General features: G+C 73.8%; 15 protein-coding genes. 4 read left to right on the forward strand and 11 right to left on the reverse strand.

What is annotated here, in order from left to right:
• The first annotated feature begins 142 nt into the window (after nucleotides 1–142).
• The gene (locus ABD811_RS03980; protein WP_344940805.1) at nucleotides 143–1786 is read left to right on the forward strand and encodes a CocE/NonD family hydrolase; all 1644 of its coding nucleotides are present in this window, start codon (nucleotides 143–145) and stop codon (nucleotides 1784–1786) included.
• A 16-nt stretch (nucleotides 1787–1802) separates the two neighbouring features.
• Here ABD811_RS03980 and ABD811_RS03985 read toward each other — a convergent pair whose 3' ends face one another.
• The 3 genes from ABD811_RS03985 to ABD811_RS03995 form a co-directional block, all read right to left on the reverse strand.
• A complete protein-coding gene (locus ABD811_RS03985; RefSeq protein ID WP_344940808.1) occupies nucleotides 1803–2267 on the reverse strand; it encodes a hypothetical protein in 465 nt (154 codons plus the stop codon).
• A 106-nt stretch (nucleotides 2268–2373) separates the two neighbouring features.
• Nucleotides 2374–2835 carry a peroxiredoxin gene (locus tag ABD811_RS03990; protein ID WP_344940811.1) on the reverse strand — a complete coding sequence of 154 codons (462 nt, stop codon included), beginning with the start codon at nucleotides 2833–2835 and terminating at the stop codon, nucleotides 2374–2376.
• A gap of 10 nt (nucleotides 2836–2845) precedes the next feature.
• Nucleotides 2846–3544 (reverse strand): histone deacetylase, encoded by a 699-nt coding sequence (locus ABD811_RS03995; protein ID WP_344940814.1) that lies wholly within the window; start codon nucleotides 3542–3544, stop codon nucleotides 2846–2848.
• Nucleotides 3545–3818: 274 nt separating this feature from the next.
• Here ABD811_RS03995 and ABD811_RS04000 point away from each other — a divergent pair, with 274 nt between their 5' ends.
• Nucleotides 3819–5120, forward strand: a complete 1302-nt coding sequence (locus tag ABD811_RS04000) for a glycosyltransferase (RefSeq protein WP_344940817.1) — start codon at nucleotides 3819–3821, stop codon at nucleotides 5118–5120.
• A 99-nt stretch (nucleotides 5121–5219) separates the two neighbouring features.
• On the forward strand, nucleotides 5220–8144 hold the full coding sequence (locus ABD811_RS04005; RefSeq protein WP_344940819.1) for a helix-turn-helix transcriptional regulator: 2925 nt from the start codon (nucleotides 5220–5222) through the stop codon (nucleotides 8142–8144).
• Here the strand turns inward: ABD811_RS04005 and ABD811_RS04010 are convergent.
• From ABD811_RS04010 to ABD811_RS04020, 3 genes are read right to left on the reverse strand one after another with little or no spacing between them, the layout of a single operon-like run.
• Nucleotides 8130–11360: an NACHT domain-containing protein gene (locus ABD811_RS04010; protein WP_344940823.1), complete on the reverse strand. Its 3231-nt coding sequence runs from the start codon at nucleotides 11358–11360 to the stop codon at nucleotides 8130–8132. The genes ABD811_RS04005 and ABD811_RS04010 overlap by 15 nt on opposite strands.
• A 60-nt stretch (nucleotides 11361–11420) precedes the next feature.
• The gene (locus ABD811_RS04015; RefSeq protein WP_344940826.1) at nucleotides 11421–11789 is read right to left on the reverse strand and encodes a roadblock/LC7 domain-containing protein; all 369 of its coding nucleotides are present in this window, start codon (nucleotides 11787–11789) and stop codon (nucleotides 11421–11423) included.
• A gap of 10 nt (nucleotides 11790–11799) precedes the next feature.
• Nucleotides 11800–12165: a hypothetical protein gene (locus ABD811_RS04020; RefSeq protein WP_344940829.1), complete on the reverse strand. Its 366-nt coding sequence runs from the start codon at nucleotides 12163–12165 to the stop codon at nucleotides 11800–11802.
• A gap of 249 nt (nucleotides 12166–12414) precedes the next feature.
• Between ABD811_RS04020 and ABD811_RS04025 the strand changes: the two genes are divergently transcribed.
• Nucleotides 12415–13272: a DUF4388 domain-containing protein gene (locus ABD811_RS04025; protein WP_344940832.1), complete on the forward strand. Its 858-nt coding sequence runs from the start codon at nucleotides 12415–12417 to the stop codon at nucleotides 13270–13272.
• A gap of 299 nt (nucleotides 13273–13571) precedes the next feature.
• Here the strand turns inward: ABD811_RS04025 and ABD811_RS04030 are convergent, their stop codons facing one another.
• From ABD811_RS04030 to ABD811_RS04050, 5 genes are all read right to left on the reverse strand, one after another.
• Nucleotides 13572–14399 (reverse strand): hypothetical protein, encoded by an 828-nt coding sequence (locus ABD811_RS04030; protein ID WP_344940835.1) that lies wholly within the window; start codon nucleotides 14397–14399, stop codon nucleotides 13572–13574.
• A 21-nt stretch (nucleotides 14400–14420) separates the two neighbouring features.
• Entirely contained in the window at nucleotides 14421–14942 is a 522-nt protein-coding gene (locus tag ABD811_RS04035; protein WP_344940838.1) for a glycine-rich domain-containing protein, read from the reverse strand.
• 71 nt (nucleotides 14943–15013) lie between these two features.
• Entirely contained in the window at nucleotides 15014–15529 is a 516-nt protein-coding gene (locus ABD811_RS04040; protein ID WP_344940840.1) for a hypothetical protein, read from the reverse strand.
• A 291-nt stretch (nucleotides 15530–15820) separates the two neighbouring features.
• Nucleotides 15821–16219 (reverse strand): hypothetical protein, encoded by a 399-nt coding sequence (locus ABD811_RS04045; RefSeq protein ID WP_344940843.1) that lies wholly within the window; start codon nucleotides 16217–16219, stop codon nucleotides 15821–15823.
• Nucleotides 16216–16479, reverse strand: coding sequence for a hypothetical protein (locus ABD811_RS04050; RefSeq protein WP_344940845.1), 264 nt, complete (start codon nucleotides 16477–16479; stop codon nucleotides 16216–16218). The genes ABD811_RS04045 and ABD811_RS04050 overlap by 4 nt, the downstream gene beginning before the upstream one ends.
• Between the last annotated feature and the right edge of the window lie 265 nt (nucleotides 16480–16744).

Here is a 16744-nt window from a genome sequence, read left to right on the forward strand (position 1 = left end):
TGGACCTGCGAAATGACCGGTGCGCGGCAAATGCGCGACATGTCGCACCGATCCCGATAAGGGCTGATCGTAGTGAAGTGCCGGAGCCGAGGGGGGCCTCTCGGAGGGAAGGACCGGCTGACCCGCGGTTACGATCGGTCGGATGGTGAATCTGGGAGTGGTGCGCCGGCTGGGGGTCTCGGCGCTCGGACTGCCCAACGGCCCCCACCGCGTCACGGTCCGCCGCGACCTGCCCGTCCCGGCCGCCGACGGGGTCACGCTGCTGGCCGACCACTACGCCCCCGAGGGCGTCGACCGCCCGCCCACGATCCTGGTCCGCTCCCCCTACGGGCGGCGCGGGCCGTTCGGGCTGATGTGCGGTCAGACGTTCGCCTCGCACGGGTTCCAGGCGGTGGTGCAGAGCGTGCGCGGCGGGTTCGGCTCCGGCGGGGTGTTCGAGCCGCTGGACGAGCGCGAGGACGGCCTGGCCACGGTCGAGTGGCTCAAGCGCCAGCCCTGGTTCGGGGGCACGTTCGCCATGCACGGCCCCAGCTACCTGGGGTACGTCCAGTGGGCGGTCGCCGCCGAGGCCGGGCCGCAGCTGCGCGCCCTGTCGATGCAGGTCACCGCGTCGCAGTTCCGCGACGCGATCAACCTGGGCGGCGGTTTCGCGCTGGAGTCGACGCTGATGTGGGTGGACCTGACCGCGCGGCTGAGCAGCCCGCTGTCGGGCCTGACCGCCGGATTCCTGTCGCCGCGCCGGGCCCGCCGCGCGGCGCTGTCCGGCCGTCCCCTCGCCGAGCTGGACACCCTGGCCACCGGGGCGCCGCAGCGGTTCTTCCAGGACCTGCTGGTGCACGGCCCCGACACCCCGTTCTGGGACCGGCGCGACTTCAGCCCCACGGTCTCGCGGGTCGCCGCGCCGGTGAACATGACCGGCGGCTGGTACGACATCTTTCTGCCCTGGCAGCTGAAGGACTACGCGGCGCTGCGCGCGGCCGGGCGGCGCCCCTACCTGACCATCGGCCCGTGGACGCACGCCGACCAGCGGATGATGCGCGGATCGATCACCGAGGCGCTCGACTGGTTCCGCGCCCACCTGCTGGACGACCCGTCCGGCCTGCGCGAGCAGCCGGTGCGACTGTACGTGACCGGGGCGGACGAGTGGCGGGAGTTCCCCGAATGGCCGGTGCCGGGCATGCGGGCCCGCCGCTGGCACCTGCGGCCCGGCGCGGCGCTGGCGCCGGACGGCCCGCCGGAGTCGCCGCCCGACCGGTACCGGTACGACCCCGCGCACCCGACCCCGTTCCTCGGCGGCCCGACGCTGCTGGGCGGCGCCGACCCCGTCACCGACCAGCGGCGCCTGGAACGGCGCCGCGACGTGCTCACCTACACCTCGCCCGCGCTCGACGACGACCTGGAGATCATCGGGCCGGTCACCGCCGACCTGTTCGTCCGGTCCGACCGCGCCCACACCGACATCGTGGTGCGGCTGTGCGACGTGGCCCCGGACGGCACGTCGCTCAACCTGTGCGAGGGGATGCGGCGGCTGGTGCCGGGCACGCCCGAGCCGGACGGCGACGGGGTGCGCCGGGTGGCGGTGGAGCTGTGGCCCGCCGGTCACCGCTTCCGCCGCGGTCACAGCGTCCGCGTGCAGGTGTGCAGCGGCGCCTACCCGCGCGTGGCGCGCAACCCCGGCACGGGCGAGCCGATCGGCACCGCCACCCGCATGCTGCCCGCCCACCAGGAGATCTTCCACGACCCGGACCACCCGTCCGCGATCGTCCTGCCCGAGCTGCCCGGCTGACCCGGGGCGCCCGCGCTCAGGTGCCGGGGGCCAGCCGCGCGCCGTCGGCGACGACGGCGGTGTGCGGAGGCTGGGGGCACTCCCCGCCCAGGCCCTTCGGCGTGACGGTGACCTTCCGGTCGAACAGCTTCCCGCCGTCGCCGTCGCGCAGCACGACGGCGACCTCGACCGGCTCGGACGGCAGGCCCTTGAGGTCGAAGAAGGCGCCGGCGTCGCCGGTCGGGCTCGCCGACGCGCCGCAGCTGCCGTCGGGCGGCCCGCTGGGGCAGTCCTGCGGCACCGCGACGGTGGACGGCATGAGCTCCAGGTCCCCGCTGTTCCGGCACCGCCCGTCCCAGCAGACCGTGACCGTGGCGCTCTCGGCCCTTCCCGCCAGCGGCGCCTTCACCCTGAGCGCGACGCCCTCGCGCACCAGGATCGCCGGGCAGGCGACCTCGCCCCCGCCCGGGGCGCAGCCCGCCAGCCCGCCCAGCGCCGCCATCGCGGTGACGATCAACGCACTCGGCCGCATGCGGTTCTGACGCGGCGCGGCCCGCCGTGGTTGCACGGTCGCGTGGCCGGCGCCGGCCACCGGACCCACGGGGCGGTCAGGAGGCGGCGGCGCGGCGGCGGAGGGCGGCGAGGGCGCGGTCGGCATGGACGTTCATGCGGATCTCGCTCTTGACGATCTCCAGGACGCGGCGGTCGGTGTCGATCACGAACGTCTGCCGCCTGGTCGGCGCGAGCGCGAGGCCGCGCCGGACGCCGAAGCGGGCCCGCACCGCGCCGTCGGTGTCCGACAGCAGCGGGTAGCCGAAGGTGTGCTTGTCGGCGAACGCCCTCTGCTTGTCCACGGGGTCGCCGCTGACGCCGACCGGGCGCGCGCCCAGCTCGGCGAACTCGGCGGCCACGTCGCGGAAGTGGCACGCCTCGGCCGTGCAGCCCGCGGTCATCGCGGCCGGGTAGAAGAACAGTACGACGGGGCCGTCCGCCAGCAGGCCGCTGAGGGTGCGGGGCCGTCCCGTCTCGTCCGGAAGCTCGAAGTCGTCCACCACGTCGCCGACGTTCATGGCGACGACGCTATCCGGCGGCGGGCTCCAGCGGCAGACCCGGCCCCGGCCGGAACGCGGAGAACATCGCCTGGAGGGCGACGCGCGGCGCGGACGCCGCGGCGGCGGTGTCGGCGCGGCGCAGCAGCGCGGCGATGGCCGGTTCGGACCAGACGTCGCGGGCGCCCGGGCAGGCCCGCAGGTAGGCGGCGACCTGGCCGGTCCTCCAGCCGTGGGCGTCGCGCAGGCCGCGCGCCAGCATGGTCAGGTACGGGGCGGACGGGGCGTTCAGCACGGCCCGTCCCGCGCCGTGCGGCGCGGTGAAGGTGAGCATCGGGTGCCCGTCCCGCTCGCCGACCTTCAGGACGGTCTCGTAGTGCCCGGGGCCGACCCGCTGCCGCCCGGTGGCCAGCGCCTGCGACAGGTCCGGGTTCTCACCGGCCTCGCGTCGCATCTCCTGGGCCATCACGTCGCAGAACTGCTCGCGGGTCACCAGGTAGGCGCGGGCGGCCGTGCGCCCCGGCAGCTCGGCGTCGTAGAACGCCATGCCGCCGCCCCACGTCAGCGAGTTGAAGGCGAAGTAGACGCCGCCGGGCAGGGTCACCGGTCGTTCGTCGCGGGCGGGCCGGGCGTCCCGGCAGCCGGTGTAGTGGCGCATCGCCCCCTCGGGGCGCCCACCGGCCAGGTAGCACGCGAACCGGTCCCGTGCCAGGTTGGACCCGTAGGCCACGTACCAAACGAGATCTGCACACACAGTGGTCCAGTATTACCGCCGATCTCCCGTGCTTTGAACCTTCCACGCCAGGTCAGAGGGCTTTCCGCACCCGGAGCGCGCCCCCGGACGTCACATGATCCCCACATGTCTCCCATGGGATCTGTTTCGTGCGTCACGCGGATCGGAGGTTTGATCCTGGCGCGCGACGGAAAAGGACCATCACAAGCGGGTGTCTAAGACGCAGATACCTCCAGGTTTGCGCCACGTGGAACCTTCGGAGGTCTGTGTCATGAAAAGCTCCCTGAACATCGCCTTGGTCTCGATGTCCGTCCTCAACGGGGAGCACACCCACGCGTCCGTGGTCCGTGAGCTGGCCCGCGCCCTGGCGCGCCCGGTGCCCGGCGGCGACCAGCAGAACCACGTGACCGTGTACGCGCGCCGTTATGACGAAGCGACGCGCGAGCGGACGCGTCTCGGCCCGGGGGCCACGCTGCGGCTGATCGAGGCCGGACCGGCGCGCCCGCTGGCCGAGCACGACCTGCTGCAGCACGTGCGCGACGTCGCCGACGAGCTGCGGCGGCGCTGGTCGGGCGCCGGACGCCCCGACGTGGTGCACGCCCACGGCTGGATCGGCGGGCTGGCGGCCTGCGCGGTGGCCAGGGAACTGGGCATTCCGTTCGTGCAGTCCTACCACGGGCTCGGCACCGTCGAGCGCCGCGCCGGACGGGCGGTGCACCCCGCCCGCATCCGTCTGGAGGCCGCGCTCGGACGCGGCGCCGACACCGTCCTGGCGGGCAGCGAGCAGGAGGCGTACGCGCTGGTGCGCCTCGGCGTGCCCCGCCCCAGGATCGGCGTCACCCCGTACGGCGTGGACGGCGACCACTTCAGCCAGACCGGCCCCATGCTGCCCCGCAGCGACCGGCCCCGCCTGGTGACGGTGTGCCGCGACCTGACCGACGGCGGCGTGGCCACCGCGATCCGCACGCTGGTCAACGTCCCCGGCGCCGAGCTGGCCATCGCGGGCGGCCCCGCCCGCGAGGAGCTGGAGAACGACACGGCCGTGCACCGGCTGCGGATGCTGGCCAAGGAGCTGCACGTCGCCGACCGGGTGATCTTCCTGGGCCGGATGCCGCGCCGGTCCCTGCCCAAGCTGCTGCGCACCGCCCGCCTGGTGCTGTGCCTGTCGCCGGACCGTCCGTCGCCGCTGGTGGCGCTGGAGGCGATGGCCTGCGGCGTCCCGGTCGTGACGACCCCGGTCGGCGGCAACGCCGACAGCGTCCTGGACCACATCACCGGGCTGCACGTGCCCGCCGGGCGCCCGGTGGAGATCGGCCGCGCGGTGCGGCGCCTGCTGGCCGAGGAGACCACCCGGCACGGGTACGCCATCGCCGCCGCCGACCGCGCCCACTCCCGCTACTCCTGGAGCCGCATCGCCGCCGAGACCCTGCGCATGTACGCCCGGCTCCTCCCGCCCGAGGAGGCCGAGCCCCGCCCGGCCGCCGCGGCCGCGACCGAGGCCGAGGAGACCGCCGAGCCGGCGGTGCCCGCCCAGGCCCGCGAGTCGGAACTGGCCGCCGCCCTGATGAGCTGACCACCCCTCCCGGAACCGTGGAACGCCCGGACCGGCCGGTCCGGGCGTTCCACGGTTCCGGCGGTCCGGCCACCGCTCCCCCGATGCCATACTCGCGGTGTGGCGGACGACGGGCGGGACGAGAGCGTGCTGATCGGCAGGCGGGCCGAGCTGGCCGCGCTGACCGCCGCGCTGGACCGGGCCGCCGCCGGGACCGCCGCGACGGTGCTGGTCAGCGGGGACGCCGGGGTCGGCAAGACCCATCTGGTGAGCGCGCTGGCCCGCGTCGTGCGCGACCGCGGCGGCACCGTCCTGGTCGGGCAGTGCGCCGAGCTCGGCGAGAGCATGCCGTACCTGCCGCTCGTCGACGCGCTGTGGCGGGCCGCCCGGGATCCCCGGCAGGGCGAGGCGGTCCGCGCGGCGCTGGCGTCCCGTCCGGTGCTGGAACGGCTCCTGCCGGACGGGGACGGCCACTCCGGCGACGCCTCCGAGCTGGGCCAGCAGCAGCTGTTCGGCGCCACGCTCGGCCTGGTGGGCGAGCTGGGGCGCACGGGGCCGGTGCTGCTGGTGCTGGAGGACCTGCACTGGGCCGACCGGTCGACCCGCCACCTGCTGACCTTCCTCAGCCGGGTGCTGCAACGCGAACGGGTCTGCCTGGTCGGCACGTACCGCTCCGACGACCTGCACCGGCGGCACCCGCTGCGTCCCGTGGTGGCCGAGCTGCTGCGCCTGCCGGACGTGTCGGCCGTCGAAGTGCGTCCCTTCGCCCCCGACGAGACCGCCGCGTTCCTCACCGCGCTGTCCGCCGGCCAGGCCCTGCCCCCCGACGTGGCCGAACGGGTGCACGCCCGCTCCGAGGGCAACCCGTTCTACGCCGCCGAGCTGTACGCGGCGGCCCGCACCGGCGAGGAACTGCCCGCCGGGCTCGCCGACCTGCTGCTGGCCCGCGTCGAACGGCTCGGCGACAACGCCCAGCGCGTGGTGCGGGTCGCGGCCGTGGCCGGGCGCCGTGTGGGCGACGAGCTCGTCCGCCGGGTGTCCGGGCTGGACGAGGCCGAGGTCGGCGCGGCCCTGCGGGAGATCGTCTCGCACCGGCTGCTGGTGCCCGACGGCGCCGACGGCTACATCTTCCGGCACGCGCTGCTGCGCGAGGCCGTGTACGCCGACCTGCTGCCGGGCGAGCGGACCCGCCTGCACGCCGCGTTCGCCGCCCTGCTGGGCGGCGACTCGGGGTCGGCCGCCGAGCTCGCCTATCACAGCCTGGCCGCGCACGACCTGCCGGTGGCGTTCGCCGCGTCCGTGCGGGCGGGACGCGAGGCCGAGCGGGTGGGCGCGCCCGCCGAGGCCCTGGAGCACTACGACCGCGCCCTGTCGCTGTGGGACGCCGTGCCCGACCCCGAGACGGCGGCGGGCACCGACCGCGTCCGGCTCGCGCTGGCCGCGGTGCGGGCGTGCGGGCGGTCCGGCGAGGCACGGCGGGCCGTGTCCCGGCTGCGCCGGCTGCTGGAGACCGCCGACCCCGCCGACCGGCGGCTCGGCGTGCTGCTGCGCGAGAACCTGGCGTACTACCTGGGCGACCTCGACATGGACATCGAGTCCGCCGACACCGCCCGCGAGGCCGTCGACATGCTCCCCGCCGACCCGCCCACCCCGGAACGGGCCGCCGCCCTGGCCACCTACGTCCGGACCCTGCTGGTCAGGGTCCACAACAACCCCGGGTACCGCAGGCACGACGAGGAGCTGCCCGCCCTCGCCGAGGAGGCCATCGCCGCCGCCCGCGCCACCGGCGCCGCCGACGCCGAGGCCAGCGCCCTGGTGTCGCTCGGTCTCTACCGCGAGGAGCGCGAGACCCGCCTGCGGGCGCAGGACCTGTTCGCCCAGGCCCGCGACCTGGCCGTCCGGGCGGGCAACTACCAGGTCGCGCTGCGCGCCGCGTTCCACCACGCGCGGGCCCGGTTCGACCGCGGCGACCTGGCGGGCGCCGCCGAGGCCGCCGAGGAGGCCGTGCGCTTCACCTTCGACAACGGCCTCGGCTGGTCCTCCTACGGGGCGGCCCTGCGGTGCCTGCGCTACCTGATCCACTACACCGCCGGTGAGTGGGCGCACGCCGCCCGCCTGGCCGCCGACTTCGGCATCCGGGTCACCCGCCCCGCCGAGGCGCAGGTGTCGGCGTACGCGCTGTTCCTGGAGGTGGCGCAGGGCGACGACACCGCCGCCGAACGGATGCGCTGGCTCGAACCGCTGTGGGGCGAGGACGAGCTGCTCACCTACATCTCCCGCGGGCTGGCCGCCGAACGGGCCCTGTGGGACGGCGACCCGGCCGCCGCGCTCGACCACGTCGCCGCCGTGCTCGACGACATGCGCCCCGCCGACGCCGCGGGCATCCGCATCGCCGCGACGGGCCTGTGGGCCCACGCCGACCTCGGCTCCCGCTGCGACGCCGCCGACGAGTTGCTCTCCCTCGCCCGGACCGCCGCGTCCACCACGCTCGACGGCGGCCCCCGCGCCTGGCTGGGCCTGGAGGGCCGCGCCTGGCTCGCCCGCGCCGAGGCCGAACACGCCCGCGCCCGCGGCGCCAACGACCCGGAGCTGTGGCGCCGCACCGTCACCGCGTTCGAGTACGGCACGCCCGGCGGCGGCTTCGTCTACGAGGTCGCCCGCTCCCGCTGGCGCCTCGCCGAGGCCCTGGTCGAACACGGCGCCCGCGACGAGGCCGCCGCCGAATGGCGCTCCGCCGTCACGGTCGCCGAACGCCTGGGCGCCCGCCCGCTCCGGAAGGCCCTGGCGGACCTCGGCACCCGCGCCCGCCTCGCGGCCGCGTCCCCCGCCGCCGCCTCAGGCCCGCTCGCGACGCTGACCGCCCGCGAACGCGAGGTCCTCCGCCTGGTCGCCGAGGGCCGCAACAACCGGCAGATCGCCGAGACCCTGTTCATCTCCCCCAAGACGGCCAGCGTCCACGTCTCCAACATCCTCGCCAAACTCGACGTCGCCAGCCGCACCCAGGCCGCCGCCCTCGCCCACCGCGAAGGCCTACTCACCTCCTGAGGCGCCGTCCTCGTCGTCGACGATCGCCACGTGGACCTCCCTCTGCCACGACAGCTGGTGGGCGGACAGCACTCCGCGGAACATGTGGTCGAACTTGTCGGCATCGTCGGTCCAGCGGCCACGCTGGACCGACTCGATGTCGTCGCACAGGCGGGCGAGCCTGGCGGCCGCGTCCGCACCGGAGCCGGCGATGGCCGATCTCAACATCAGCGCCGCACCGTGCGCGTTCCAGTAGTGTGCGGGGTCGCGGAGCTCGGGAACCTCGTCCAGCAGTTCCGGGTACACCTTGACCAAGGCGGCGAAGGCGTGGCCGTCGAAATCGCCGGGCGCACAGTTGGCCAGCGCCCACCGCGCGACCTTGACGGCGCTGCCCAGCGTCAGCTCACCGGCCCGGAGCTTCACGACCATGGCGAGCAGATCGAGTACTCGTTGGACCACGCGCGGGGGCGTTCCCTCCGGCGGACGGAACAATAGGAGCCCCAAGCCTCGCCGGCCGTCCTCGTCGGGAGCGACGAGCCGGAGGAGAGACGAAAGCATCACCTCTTCCCAACGACCCGCGTGCACGGATATGTACCCGTCGTAGATGGCGACTCCGGGAAGCAACCGCGATTGGAGATCCCGATCGGCCATCAGCCGCGCGTGGTCGAACTCCGGCTTCTGCCGGCCGGCCCCCGCCTTGACGCCGACGAGCCCGTTCTCGTGCTTCAGAACTCGCAGGAGGGAATGCGAACGGCCGAGGCCGGCGTGCCATAGCGAGACCGTGGAGCGCCACAGCGCCACGGGATCGTCGACGCCTCCCAACAGCCGGTCCAGCGGGACACGATCAGACGACAGGAAGACATGCAGCAGGACGAGGTTGGCCGAATAGGCGGCCAATTGCCGAACGTCGTCAACGGGCAGAGGACGGTACGCGGCGTATCGTCCTGAGTCCCGCCGTTGCCGATACCCGGCCGCGAGGATTCCCAGTGTGTGCAGGATGCGTTTCCGCGTGTCCTCGCTCTGTTCCTGGAACAGTTGCCCGGCGAAGACGAGCACCGTCGCCCGGTCACTGAGGGGCTGGTGGGACAGCAGGGCGTACAGCAGGTCGTCGTTGGGATCGCGGGGGCCGCGGCGCCCGGCGAACGCCACGTCGGCGATTTCGGCGAGCGTCTCGACCAGTTGCGCCGCCAGCAGATACTCACCGAAAGTGGCGTGCATGAACTCATAGGATCTGCGGCGGCTGTCGGCTCCGTGTGTGCGGGCCTCGGAGGTGTGCACGAAGAAGAACTGACCGATGATCCGCTGGCCGAGTTCGTCGAGTCGGTCCCAGCCCGAGAAGGCATCGTCGAGGCTGGCCAGGTCGGCGCCCAGCTCCGCGTCGGTGACGTCCTGCCGGCCCCGGTTGAACATGGCGAACGCGGCGATCGCCAGCCTCCAGAGCTGGTCGCGCACCGCCTCCTCGATGACGTCCGGGCGTTTTCCGGCCAGCGTCTTGGCGACCTCCCGACGGGTGAAGGTCTCCAGCAGACGCCGGTAGAGGACGGCGTTCGACACGTCACTTTCCAGGGCGGGGACGGACGCGTCGGCGCAGTAGAGCGCGAGCATGAGCAGCAGGAGCGGTTGGCGCGCCAGTTCGGGTTGAGCCGACGCGGTCTCCGGGGTCAGCGCACGGACCCGTCCGGAATCGATCGCGGCGGCGTTGGCCCGGTTCCAGATGCGGATCCAGGCGTTCGTCTGCTCCTCGTCGAAGTCCTCCAGCTTGACCACGGGCGTTCCGCCGGGAATGCGGACGCGGTCGGCCACGACCGTGCGGGACGTCACGATGACGACCACGGGACGGTCCTGTTCGGCCTCGCGACGTTGGAAGTCGAGGACGTCCAGCAGGTAGGAGCCCCGGTCTCCGGCGGCCTGGATCAGTTCGTCCAGCCCGTCGAGCAGGACGACGCGGATCGTGGGCGCGCTCTGGTCGGCCAGCTCCCACCAGTTGATCCGGCGGTGCGTGGCCTGGTCGAGGGCCTGCTGGATCTGGTCGTACACGGGCGCCTCGGCGTCGACGCGCCGCAGCGGGACGCGCACCACCGTGTATCCCGACGGCGGGAGCCGGGCGGCGAGCATCTTGGTCAGCAGGCTCTTGCCCGCGCCCGGGTGCCCCAGAAGCAAGAGCGGGCGGCGCGTGGCGTCGGGGGCCGTCAGGTGGGCCGTGAGCAGTAGGTCGATGTCGTCGTGGACGGGGCGTTCTCTCCACCACGACTCGTCGGCGGCGCGGGTGTCCACGCCCTCGGCGCCCAGCCGGTAGCGGGGGTTGATGAAGGCCTCGCGCAGCGTGGGGAACGTCAGCTCGGGGCTGGCGCGCATGGCGTCGCGCGAGACGATGTGCTCGTCCAGGGCGCCACGGTTGGCGCGATGCAGGACGGCGCACAGATCGCGTTCCTCACGGGGCGCGGCCATGAGGCGCAGCAGCGATTCCAGGCGCGACAACGCCGCGTTCTGGCCGGTGAAGGCCGCCTCGATGTCGTCGCGGAGGTCGCGGACGCCGCTGCGGGTGGCGGCGTGTTCGCCGAGGGACGCCCAGACGAGGAATTCCGGGACGGTGGCGGCCATGCGCAGGTAGTGCGAGCGGTAGCGCTCCACCGCCGCTTCGACGAACGCGTCGGTGAGCGGGCGGCCGACCGTCTCCCAGGCGGCCAGCCCGCCGAAGAACTCCTGGCTCCGCCGCCGGATCCGGCCCATCCAGAGCCGCACGTGCTCGACGTTCTCCTCGAAACCGCACGTGGGCGAGGGCACGGGCACCGACCCCTCGTACAGGTCCGTGATCAGGTCCTCGCGCACGTGGCGGCGGTCGCCGAGCGTCAGGGCGCGGCGTTCGGCCTCGGTGACGGCCAGGCGCCTGAGCGCGTCCCTGCCCAGGTGCTCTTCCAGCGCCTCGAAGAACGCGGCGCCGACGAGGGTGGTGTGGGCGGCGGCGATGAGTTGATGGCGTTCGTGGCCCGCCGTGTCGTTCAGGCGGTCGGACGCGGCGTCGAGGATGCGCCGCACCAGCGAGGTGGCCTCGTTCTTCTGGTCGACCCAGCCCCAGATGGCGGCGAGGCCGCCGAGCGGCGTCCCGGTGGCGGCGGCGACGCCGGTCCCGAGGATGATGCCGCCGAGAAGCCCGTTCAGCTTGTCCAGGCGGGAGCGGTCGTACTGACCGAGGATCTTCAGCGCACCCTGGTAGGTGAGGGAGGGGTCTCGACGCACGCCGACAGCCTAGGCACGATGATCAGCTCCTGCCGAGCGAATCACACGACCCCGGACGCCTCAGGCGGGGTTGAGGAGCTTGGCGAGGCGGTCCACGACGGGGCGGGACTGCAGGTGGAGGTGGGCGATGTCGAGCCCCTCGTCGCCGAGGACGACGAGGAGGTTCTTGTCGCGGACCGCGTAGACGACGATGTGTCCGCCGGCACAGCGGATCGTCACCTCGCGCAGCTCCCCCATGCCGACCTCCTTGCCGGCGCTCTTGCTCAGCCCGAGCGCGGCGGCGGCGAGGGCGGCGAGCACGTCGGGGCGGACCTCGCCGGTGTCGGAGGCGACCAGCAGCCCATCGGAGGAGGCGACGGCGGCGTCGGACACGCCGGTCACCTGCTCGCGCAGCGCCTGCAGTTCGGTGAGCACGGCCTCGTTGGTCATGTCCGTCGCCTCAGACGCTCAGTTCGCCTTCGATCCGCCGCAGGTGGTGGCGGGCGAGGGCCAGGTTGGCGCGCTCGCGGTCGAGGACGAGGTAGAGGAACAGCCTGCTGCCGGCGCCGTGGGCGAGCAGCCGGATCAGGTGGTACTGGTGGTCGAGCGTGATGAGGACGTCCTCGATCGAGTCGCTGATCCTCAGCGACTCCAGGGTGCGCTTCTTGGCCCGCACGACCTCGGTGCTCCCGGCCGCCGCGACCTCCATGTCGAGGTCGCCGCCGCCGGCCGTGCCGAGGGCCATCCCGCTGTCGTAGTCGACCAGTGCCGCCCCGAGCGCCCCGTCGATGGCCATCGTCTCCTTGAGCGCGGTTTCGATGTTCATCGGTCTTCCACCCCCTCTGAACCGGACCACCCAGCAGTGCCGGAAGACAACGTAACGATCTATGACACTCCCGGCGAGGAAGATCGGGGCATTTCGCAAACGTTATTTTCCACCCGGTTCGCTCCGGCACCGAAAGTTGTCTTCGTCCGCGGGGTTCGTCCTCGTCCTGTGCCTGACAGAGCCGGGGACCCTGGCATGATGTTGCTACCGTCAGCAATCACCAAGCTGCGTTCGGCTGGAAGTGACGACGTGACCGCTTCTCCCATCACGCCCGCGGGCGCCGCAGCCGGTAGGCCGTCGGGCATCCTGATCTCGGCTCTCAGGCGTCGCGGCCAGGAGCGCTTCTCGGGGACTCTGCGCCTGGACGGCAACCCGGGCGGCACGGTGACCATGCGGGACGGCCGGATCGTCGCGGCCGCCACGCCCGCCGCGCCCGGTCCCGAGTCGCTGCTGCTGCGGTCGGGCCGGATCGCCGAGCCCGAGTGGTCGCGGGCGTTCGCGGCGGCGGCTCCGGCGGGACGGCTGCCGGACGAGCTGGTCGAGCGGGGCCTGCTCGGCGAGGTCGGCGTCGAGGTGCTGGCCCGGACGGCGGTCGTCGACGCGCTGTTCGCGATGGCGCTGACCGGGGTGCGCACCTGCACGGTCGAGCCCGCCGACGCGGGCACGCCCGGACCGCTGGTGCCGGTGGAGCCCGGGCTGGACACCGACCGCCTGGTCCGGGAGATCACGCGGCGGCTGGAGGTGGCCGACGGCTGGCGCGTCCTGGATCTGACCGTGCGGTCCAGGCCGCGAGTCGTGCGGGCCGAACCCGAGCAGATCGTGGACCCGGCCCGGCGCGAGGTCCTCGGCCGCGTCAACGGGCGGCGGACCCCGCGCGACATCGCCTTCACCCTGGGACGCGGCCTCTTCGCGGTCATGTCAGACCTGGCCACCCTGGTGCAGGACGGTTTCGTCTCCCTAACCGAGCCCCCATCACCGCCGCCCACACCCCCCGAACACCCGGTCGCGCCCCCCGAGCATCCGGTCGCGCCCCCGGCCAGGCCGGAGCGGCTCGACTCGTCCCGGCTCCCGAGGCGGTACCGCAACGGCGGCGCGTCCTCCTTCTGAGCCCGCCGTTCACGGTCTGAGGGCGGCACAGCCCTCGATGAGGGCGAGCACCGCCCCCGGCCGCCTGGGCGGCGAAGTGGCGGGTGCATGCGCGCGGCCCCCCTCGACGCTGCGGATCAGCACCGTGTCGGCGCACACGGCGACGGGCTCGGCGGCGCTGACGGCGGCGCCGGTTCAACCGCGACTCTGTGTCCGGAGAGGCCGTCTCGACACTGCCCCTCCCGAAGGGTGCGGCACCCGTGCGCCCCTCCTCGGGAGAGGGTGCTTGGCTCGGGACGCCGCCGGAGGGTTCGCCGTCCCTAAGTCTGGTCGTGGCGGTGCATGGCCCACTGCTGGGCCGCGTGCATGACCGCCTTGGCCCAGGGGTTGGTCAGGTTCCAGAACGCGTGCAGCCACGCCGTGGCGACGGTGCGCGCGTAGTAGTCGATGTCGAGCGGATCGGCGTCACGCCAGGCGGGCAGGTCGGACACGATCGCCTCGGCGTCGCGTGGCGGGTGACCGGAGGCGATCAGGCAGATGACGAAGTCGGCGGGGTTGACGAAGCGCGCGCCGCGGCTGGCCGCCGCCCAGTCGACCAGCGTCGCCGTCGGGCCGATCCGCAGGTTGGTGGGGTTGATGTCGGTGTGCAGCAGCGCCGGGCCGGCCAACCGGGTCAGCTCCCGCCCCGCGGGGGCGTAGCTGGACCAGCGGCGCTCGAACCAGATCAGCGGGACGTCCGGGGGCACCTGGAGGCGGTCGAGGTCAGCGAGGGTTTGCAGGACCTTCGGGATGTCGGGTGAGTCGATCATGTAGTTGGCGCGGGTGCCGTCGACCCACTCGAAGGCCGCCAGCCGCCACCCGCCCGCCTTCACCGCGTACAGCAGCTCGGGCGCAATGGCGGTGACGTAGGGCGCGATGGCCAGCTCGCGGGCGAGTTGCTCGCCGGCGCGGGTGCCGTAGTCAGGGGCGGCCTTGACGAACAGGCGGTCCCCCGACCGGGTGGTGAATGTGGCGACCAGCGGTGTGCGGCGGCCTTCCACGATCGTCTCCACCTTGGCCGGGGGACCGACCTGCTCGGCTACGGCCTCGCGTAGCGCGAGCGGCAGGCCCTCCCAGTCGACGCGTTCGGTCCGGGTGAACTCGGCCATGTGCGAGAGCCTGCCAGGGGATCAGGCGTCCGCGGGCCGGGACACGGCGGGCGGCGGCGCGCCGGTGTCGCCGCCGCACTTGGCGGGCACCGCGCGGACGCACGGGTCGGGCGGGCAGCACCCGTATCCGGGGCCGTTCCAGAACTCCTCGTCGACCGCGTAGCCGGTGGCGCGCAGCGCGGGCAGCGTCGCGTCGATCTCCTCGGCGGTCATGCTCTGGCCGGGGGTGGGCGGGACGTGGTGCAGGTACCGGCCGAACATCCGGTCGCAGAACGCGGTGTATTCCTGCGAGTGCAGCAGGAAGGCGTGCCAGCCGTGGTCGACGGCCTCGGACATCCCGACGCGCTGGGCGGGGTTGTCGGCGCATGCCTGCAGCCAGATGAGGGTCTGCTCCATCACCTGCTCGGCGTACGGGAGGGTCACCGCCAGGTCCTTGGCGACGTAGGCGGCGAGCTTGTCGAACAGGCCGGGGGCGTAGTCGAGCAGCCCCCGGGGGCTGCGGGGCGGGGCGGTCTGGGCCGCCGGTTCGACGGTGAGGGTCATGGCTCCTCCATGAGCCATCGGGGCGCGGCTGGTCCGCGCACTTCCACTCCAGGCACACGGCCTGGAGAGCTTCAACGGGGCGAGTGAGGGGGCTGGACGCGCAGGATCCGGCGCAGATGGGTGCGCCACGCGCCGCGCACGGCCAGTAGCCCCTCCTCCCGAGTGGGATGAGTTCGGGTCCCGACGGCACGGGGCTCGATCCGGTCGTCGTTGGTGGTGAACGCCTCGTAGGTGCCATCGGTGCAGGGCCGGATGTAGCCGAGATGGATGCGGCCCAGCCACAGCGACTCCACCCCGGCCGCGTGCCGGGGCTCGATCCAGTAGTCCTCGCCGAAGACCTCGGAGACGGTGACGGCACGCTGGCGCCAGGCGTCGCGGACCCGGATCAGCGCGGCCTCGGCCGACACGTAGAACCTGTCGGCACCCTCCGCGGAGTGGTCGGGAAGGGGGATCTCGTCGCGGCCGACGGCGGCCCACCGGTCCGGCTCACCGGCGTGCCGCAACGCCCGGCCCACCACCTGGTTGCCCCACCACAGCCCGCGCTCGCAGTCCCTGCGCTCCATCTCGACCTGGAAGGCGTCACTCAACTCCAGGACACTGACCCACCACCGATCCGGCATCGGTGACACAACCGACCGAGCGTTCATCGTCATCACCTTCGTCAGCCAGCGCGCTCTGTGAGGGCTGGTGCCAGCGGTCCCGAGGCGCGCCCCGTCAGCCTCGGGTCGCCGGGCGGGACGGCCGGCCGCGCTGTCTCCGGCTGCCCCGCCGTCCGGCACCGCGCCCCGGGGGTGGGGTCACGTTGAGCCCGGAGGCGCGGTGGTCTGGGCGGCGGCGCGGGGCTGCACGGGATCGTGTCCACCGCGCGCCGCCCCGGCTCACCACTCGTTGTCGTCGAGCTGAACGAACGCGCCGACCACCCGCCGCCACCACGGCGGCCGGGGTGCTTCGTGACGCCCGTACACCGGGCGCAACGCGGGCCTCGGCGGCGACGACCGGTCCGGCGCCGAATGCTGCGCGGGGGTGGGGGCTGCCTGCTGCGGACGGACGGGGCGCACGCCGGCGGCCTGCAGGCGCCGCTCCAGCTCGGCCGGGGTGACGGCTTCGAGCAACTCGTCACCGACCGGGTGGCTGGTCGGCCGCAGCACGATCGCCATCCACGCCTGGTTGGGTTCGCTCCACCACACCTGCACCCGTGGGTACCGGCGCCGCAGGTAGGTGGTGACGGCGTGGGTATCCCACTTCACCGGGCCCGCGGGCGCTGGCGGCACGGTCACCGCACTCCCTTGGGGTGTTCGGCGCACCGGGCGAGGTGCCCGAGGACGAGGATGGCGGCGTCGTCGAGGTGCTCGTCGTCGGCCTCGATGATGGGGGTGCCGTCGGACGCGAAGAACCACAGGCGGTCGCCGTCGTCCTCGCGCTCCCGGCACGTGATCGTGTCGGACGCGTTCGGCGTCGCGACCAGCAGTCCGGCCACCTTCACGCCGCTCCGGGCCAGCTGATCGGCGAGCGCCGTCAATCGGTCATACTGATCCACAGTCGGACCTCCCAGTCAGTGTCCGGCGAGGCCCCGGGGTCTCCGCTGTTGGCCCAGCGGCCCGGGGTCGTCTCGCTTGAGGGGTGGCGCCGAAACGCCAGGGAAGGCCGCACGGCCCGGCCGGGCCACCCCAGCCAGGGCCGGGCCGTGCGGCGGCGGGCGACGCGGAGCGTGGCCGCCCGCCGGGAACCGCGCGCGGCGGGGGAAGTAACGCGCGCGGTAAGGCATCCGGACACACGTCCGGACGACTGGCCCACCACGGGAG

Source organism: Actinomadura miaoliensis, from assembly GCF_039536785.1.
Taxonomy (GTDB): Bacteria; Actinomycetota; Actinomycetes; order Streptosporangiales; family Streptosporangiaceae; genus Spirillospora; species Spirillospora miaoliensis.

Bases quoted from the DNA above. Each gene is read 5' to 3' on its own strand.
- ABD811_RS04020 (WP_344940829.1), bottom strand. From the start codon at position 12,165: ATGAACATCGAAACCGCGCTCAAGGAGACGATGGCCATCGACGGGGCG.
- ABD811_RS03980 (WP_344940805.1), top strand. From the start codon at position 143: ATGGTGAATCTGGGAGTGGTGCGCCGGCTGGGGGTCTCGGCGCTCGGA.
- ABD811_RS04035 (WP_344940838.1), bottom strand. From the start codon at position 14,942: ATGACCCTCACCGTCGAACCGGCGGCCCAGACCGCCCCGCCCCGCAGC.
- ABD811_RS03990 (WP_344940811.1), bottom strand. From the start codon at position 2,835: ATGAACGTCGGCGACGTGGTGGACGACTTCGAGCTTCCGGACGAGACG.
- ABD811_RS04030 (WP_344940835.1), bottom strand. From the start codon at position 14,399: ATGGCCGAGTTCACCCGGACCGAACGCGTCGACTGGGAGGGCCTGCCG.
- ABD811_RS03985 (WP_344940808.1), bottom strand. From the start codon at position 2,267: ATGGCGGCGCTGGGCGGGCTGGCGGGCTGCGCCCCGGGCGGGGGCGAG.
- ABD811_RS04000 (WP_344940817.1), top strand. From the start codon at position 3,819: ATGAAAAGCTCCCTGAACATCGCCTTGGTCTCGATGTCCGTCCTCAAC.
- ABD811_RS04015 (WP_344940826.1), bottom strand. From the start codon at position 11,789: ATGACCAACGAGGCCGTGCTCACCGAACTGCAGGCGCTGCGCGAGCAG.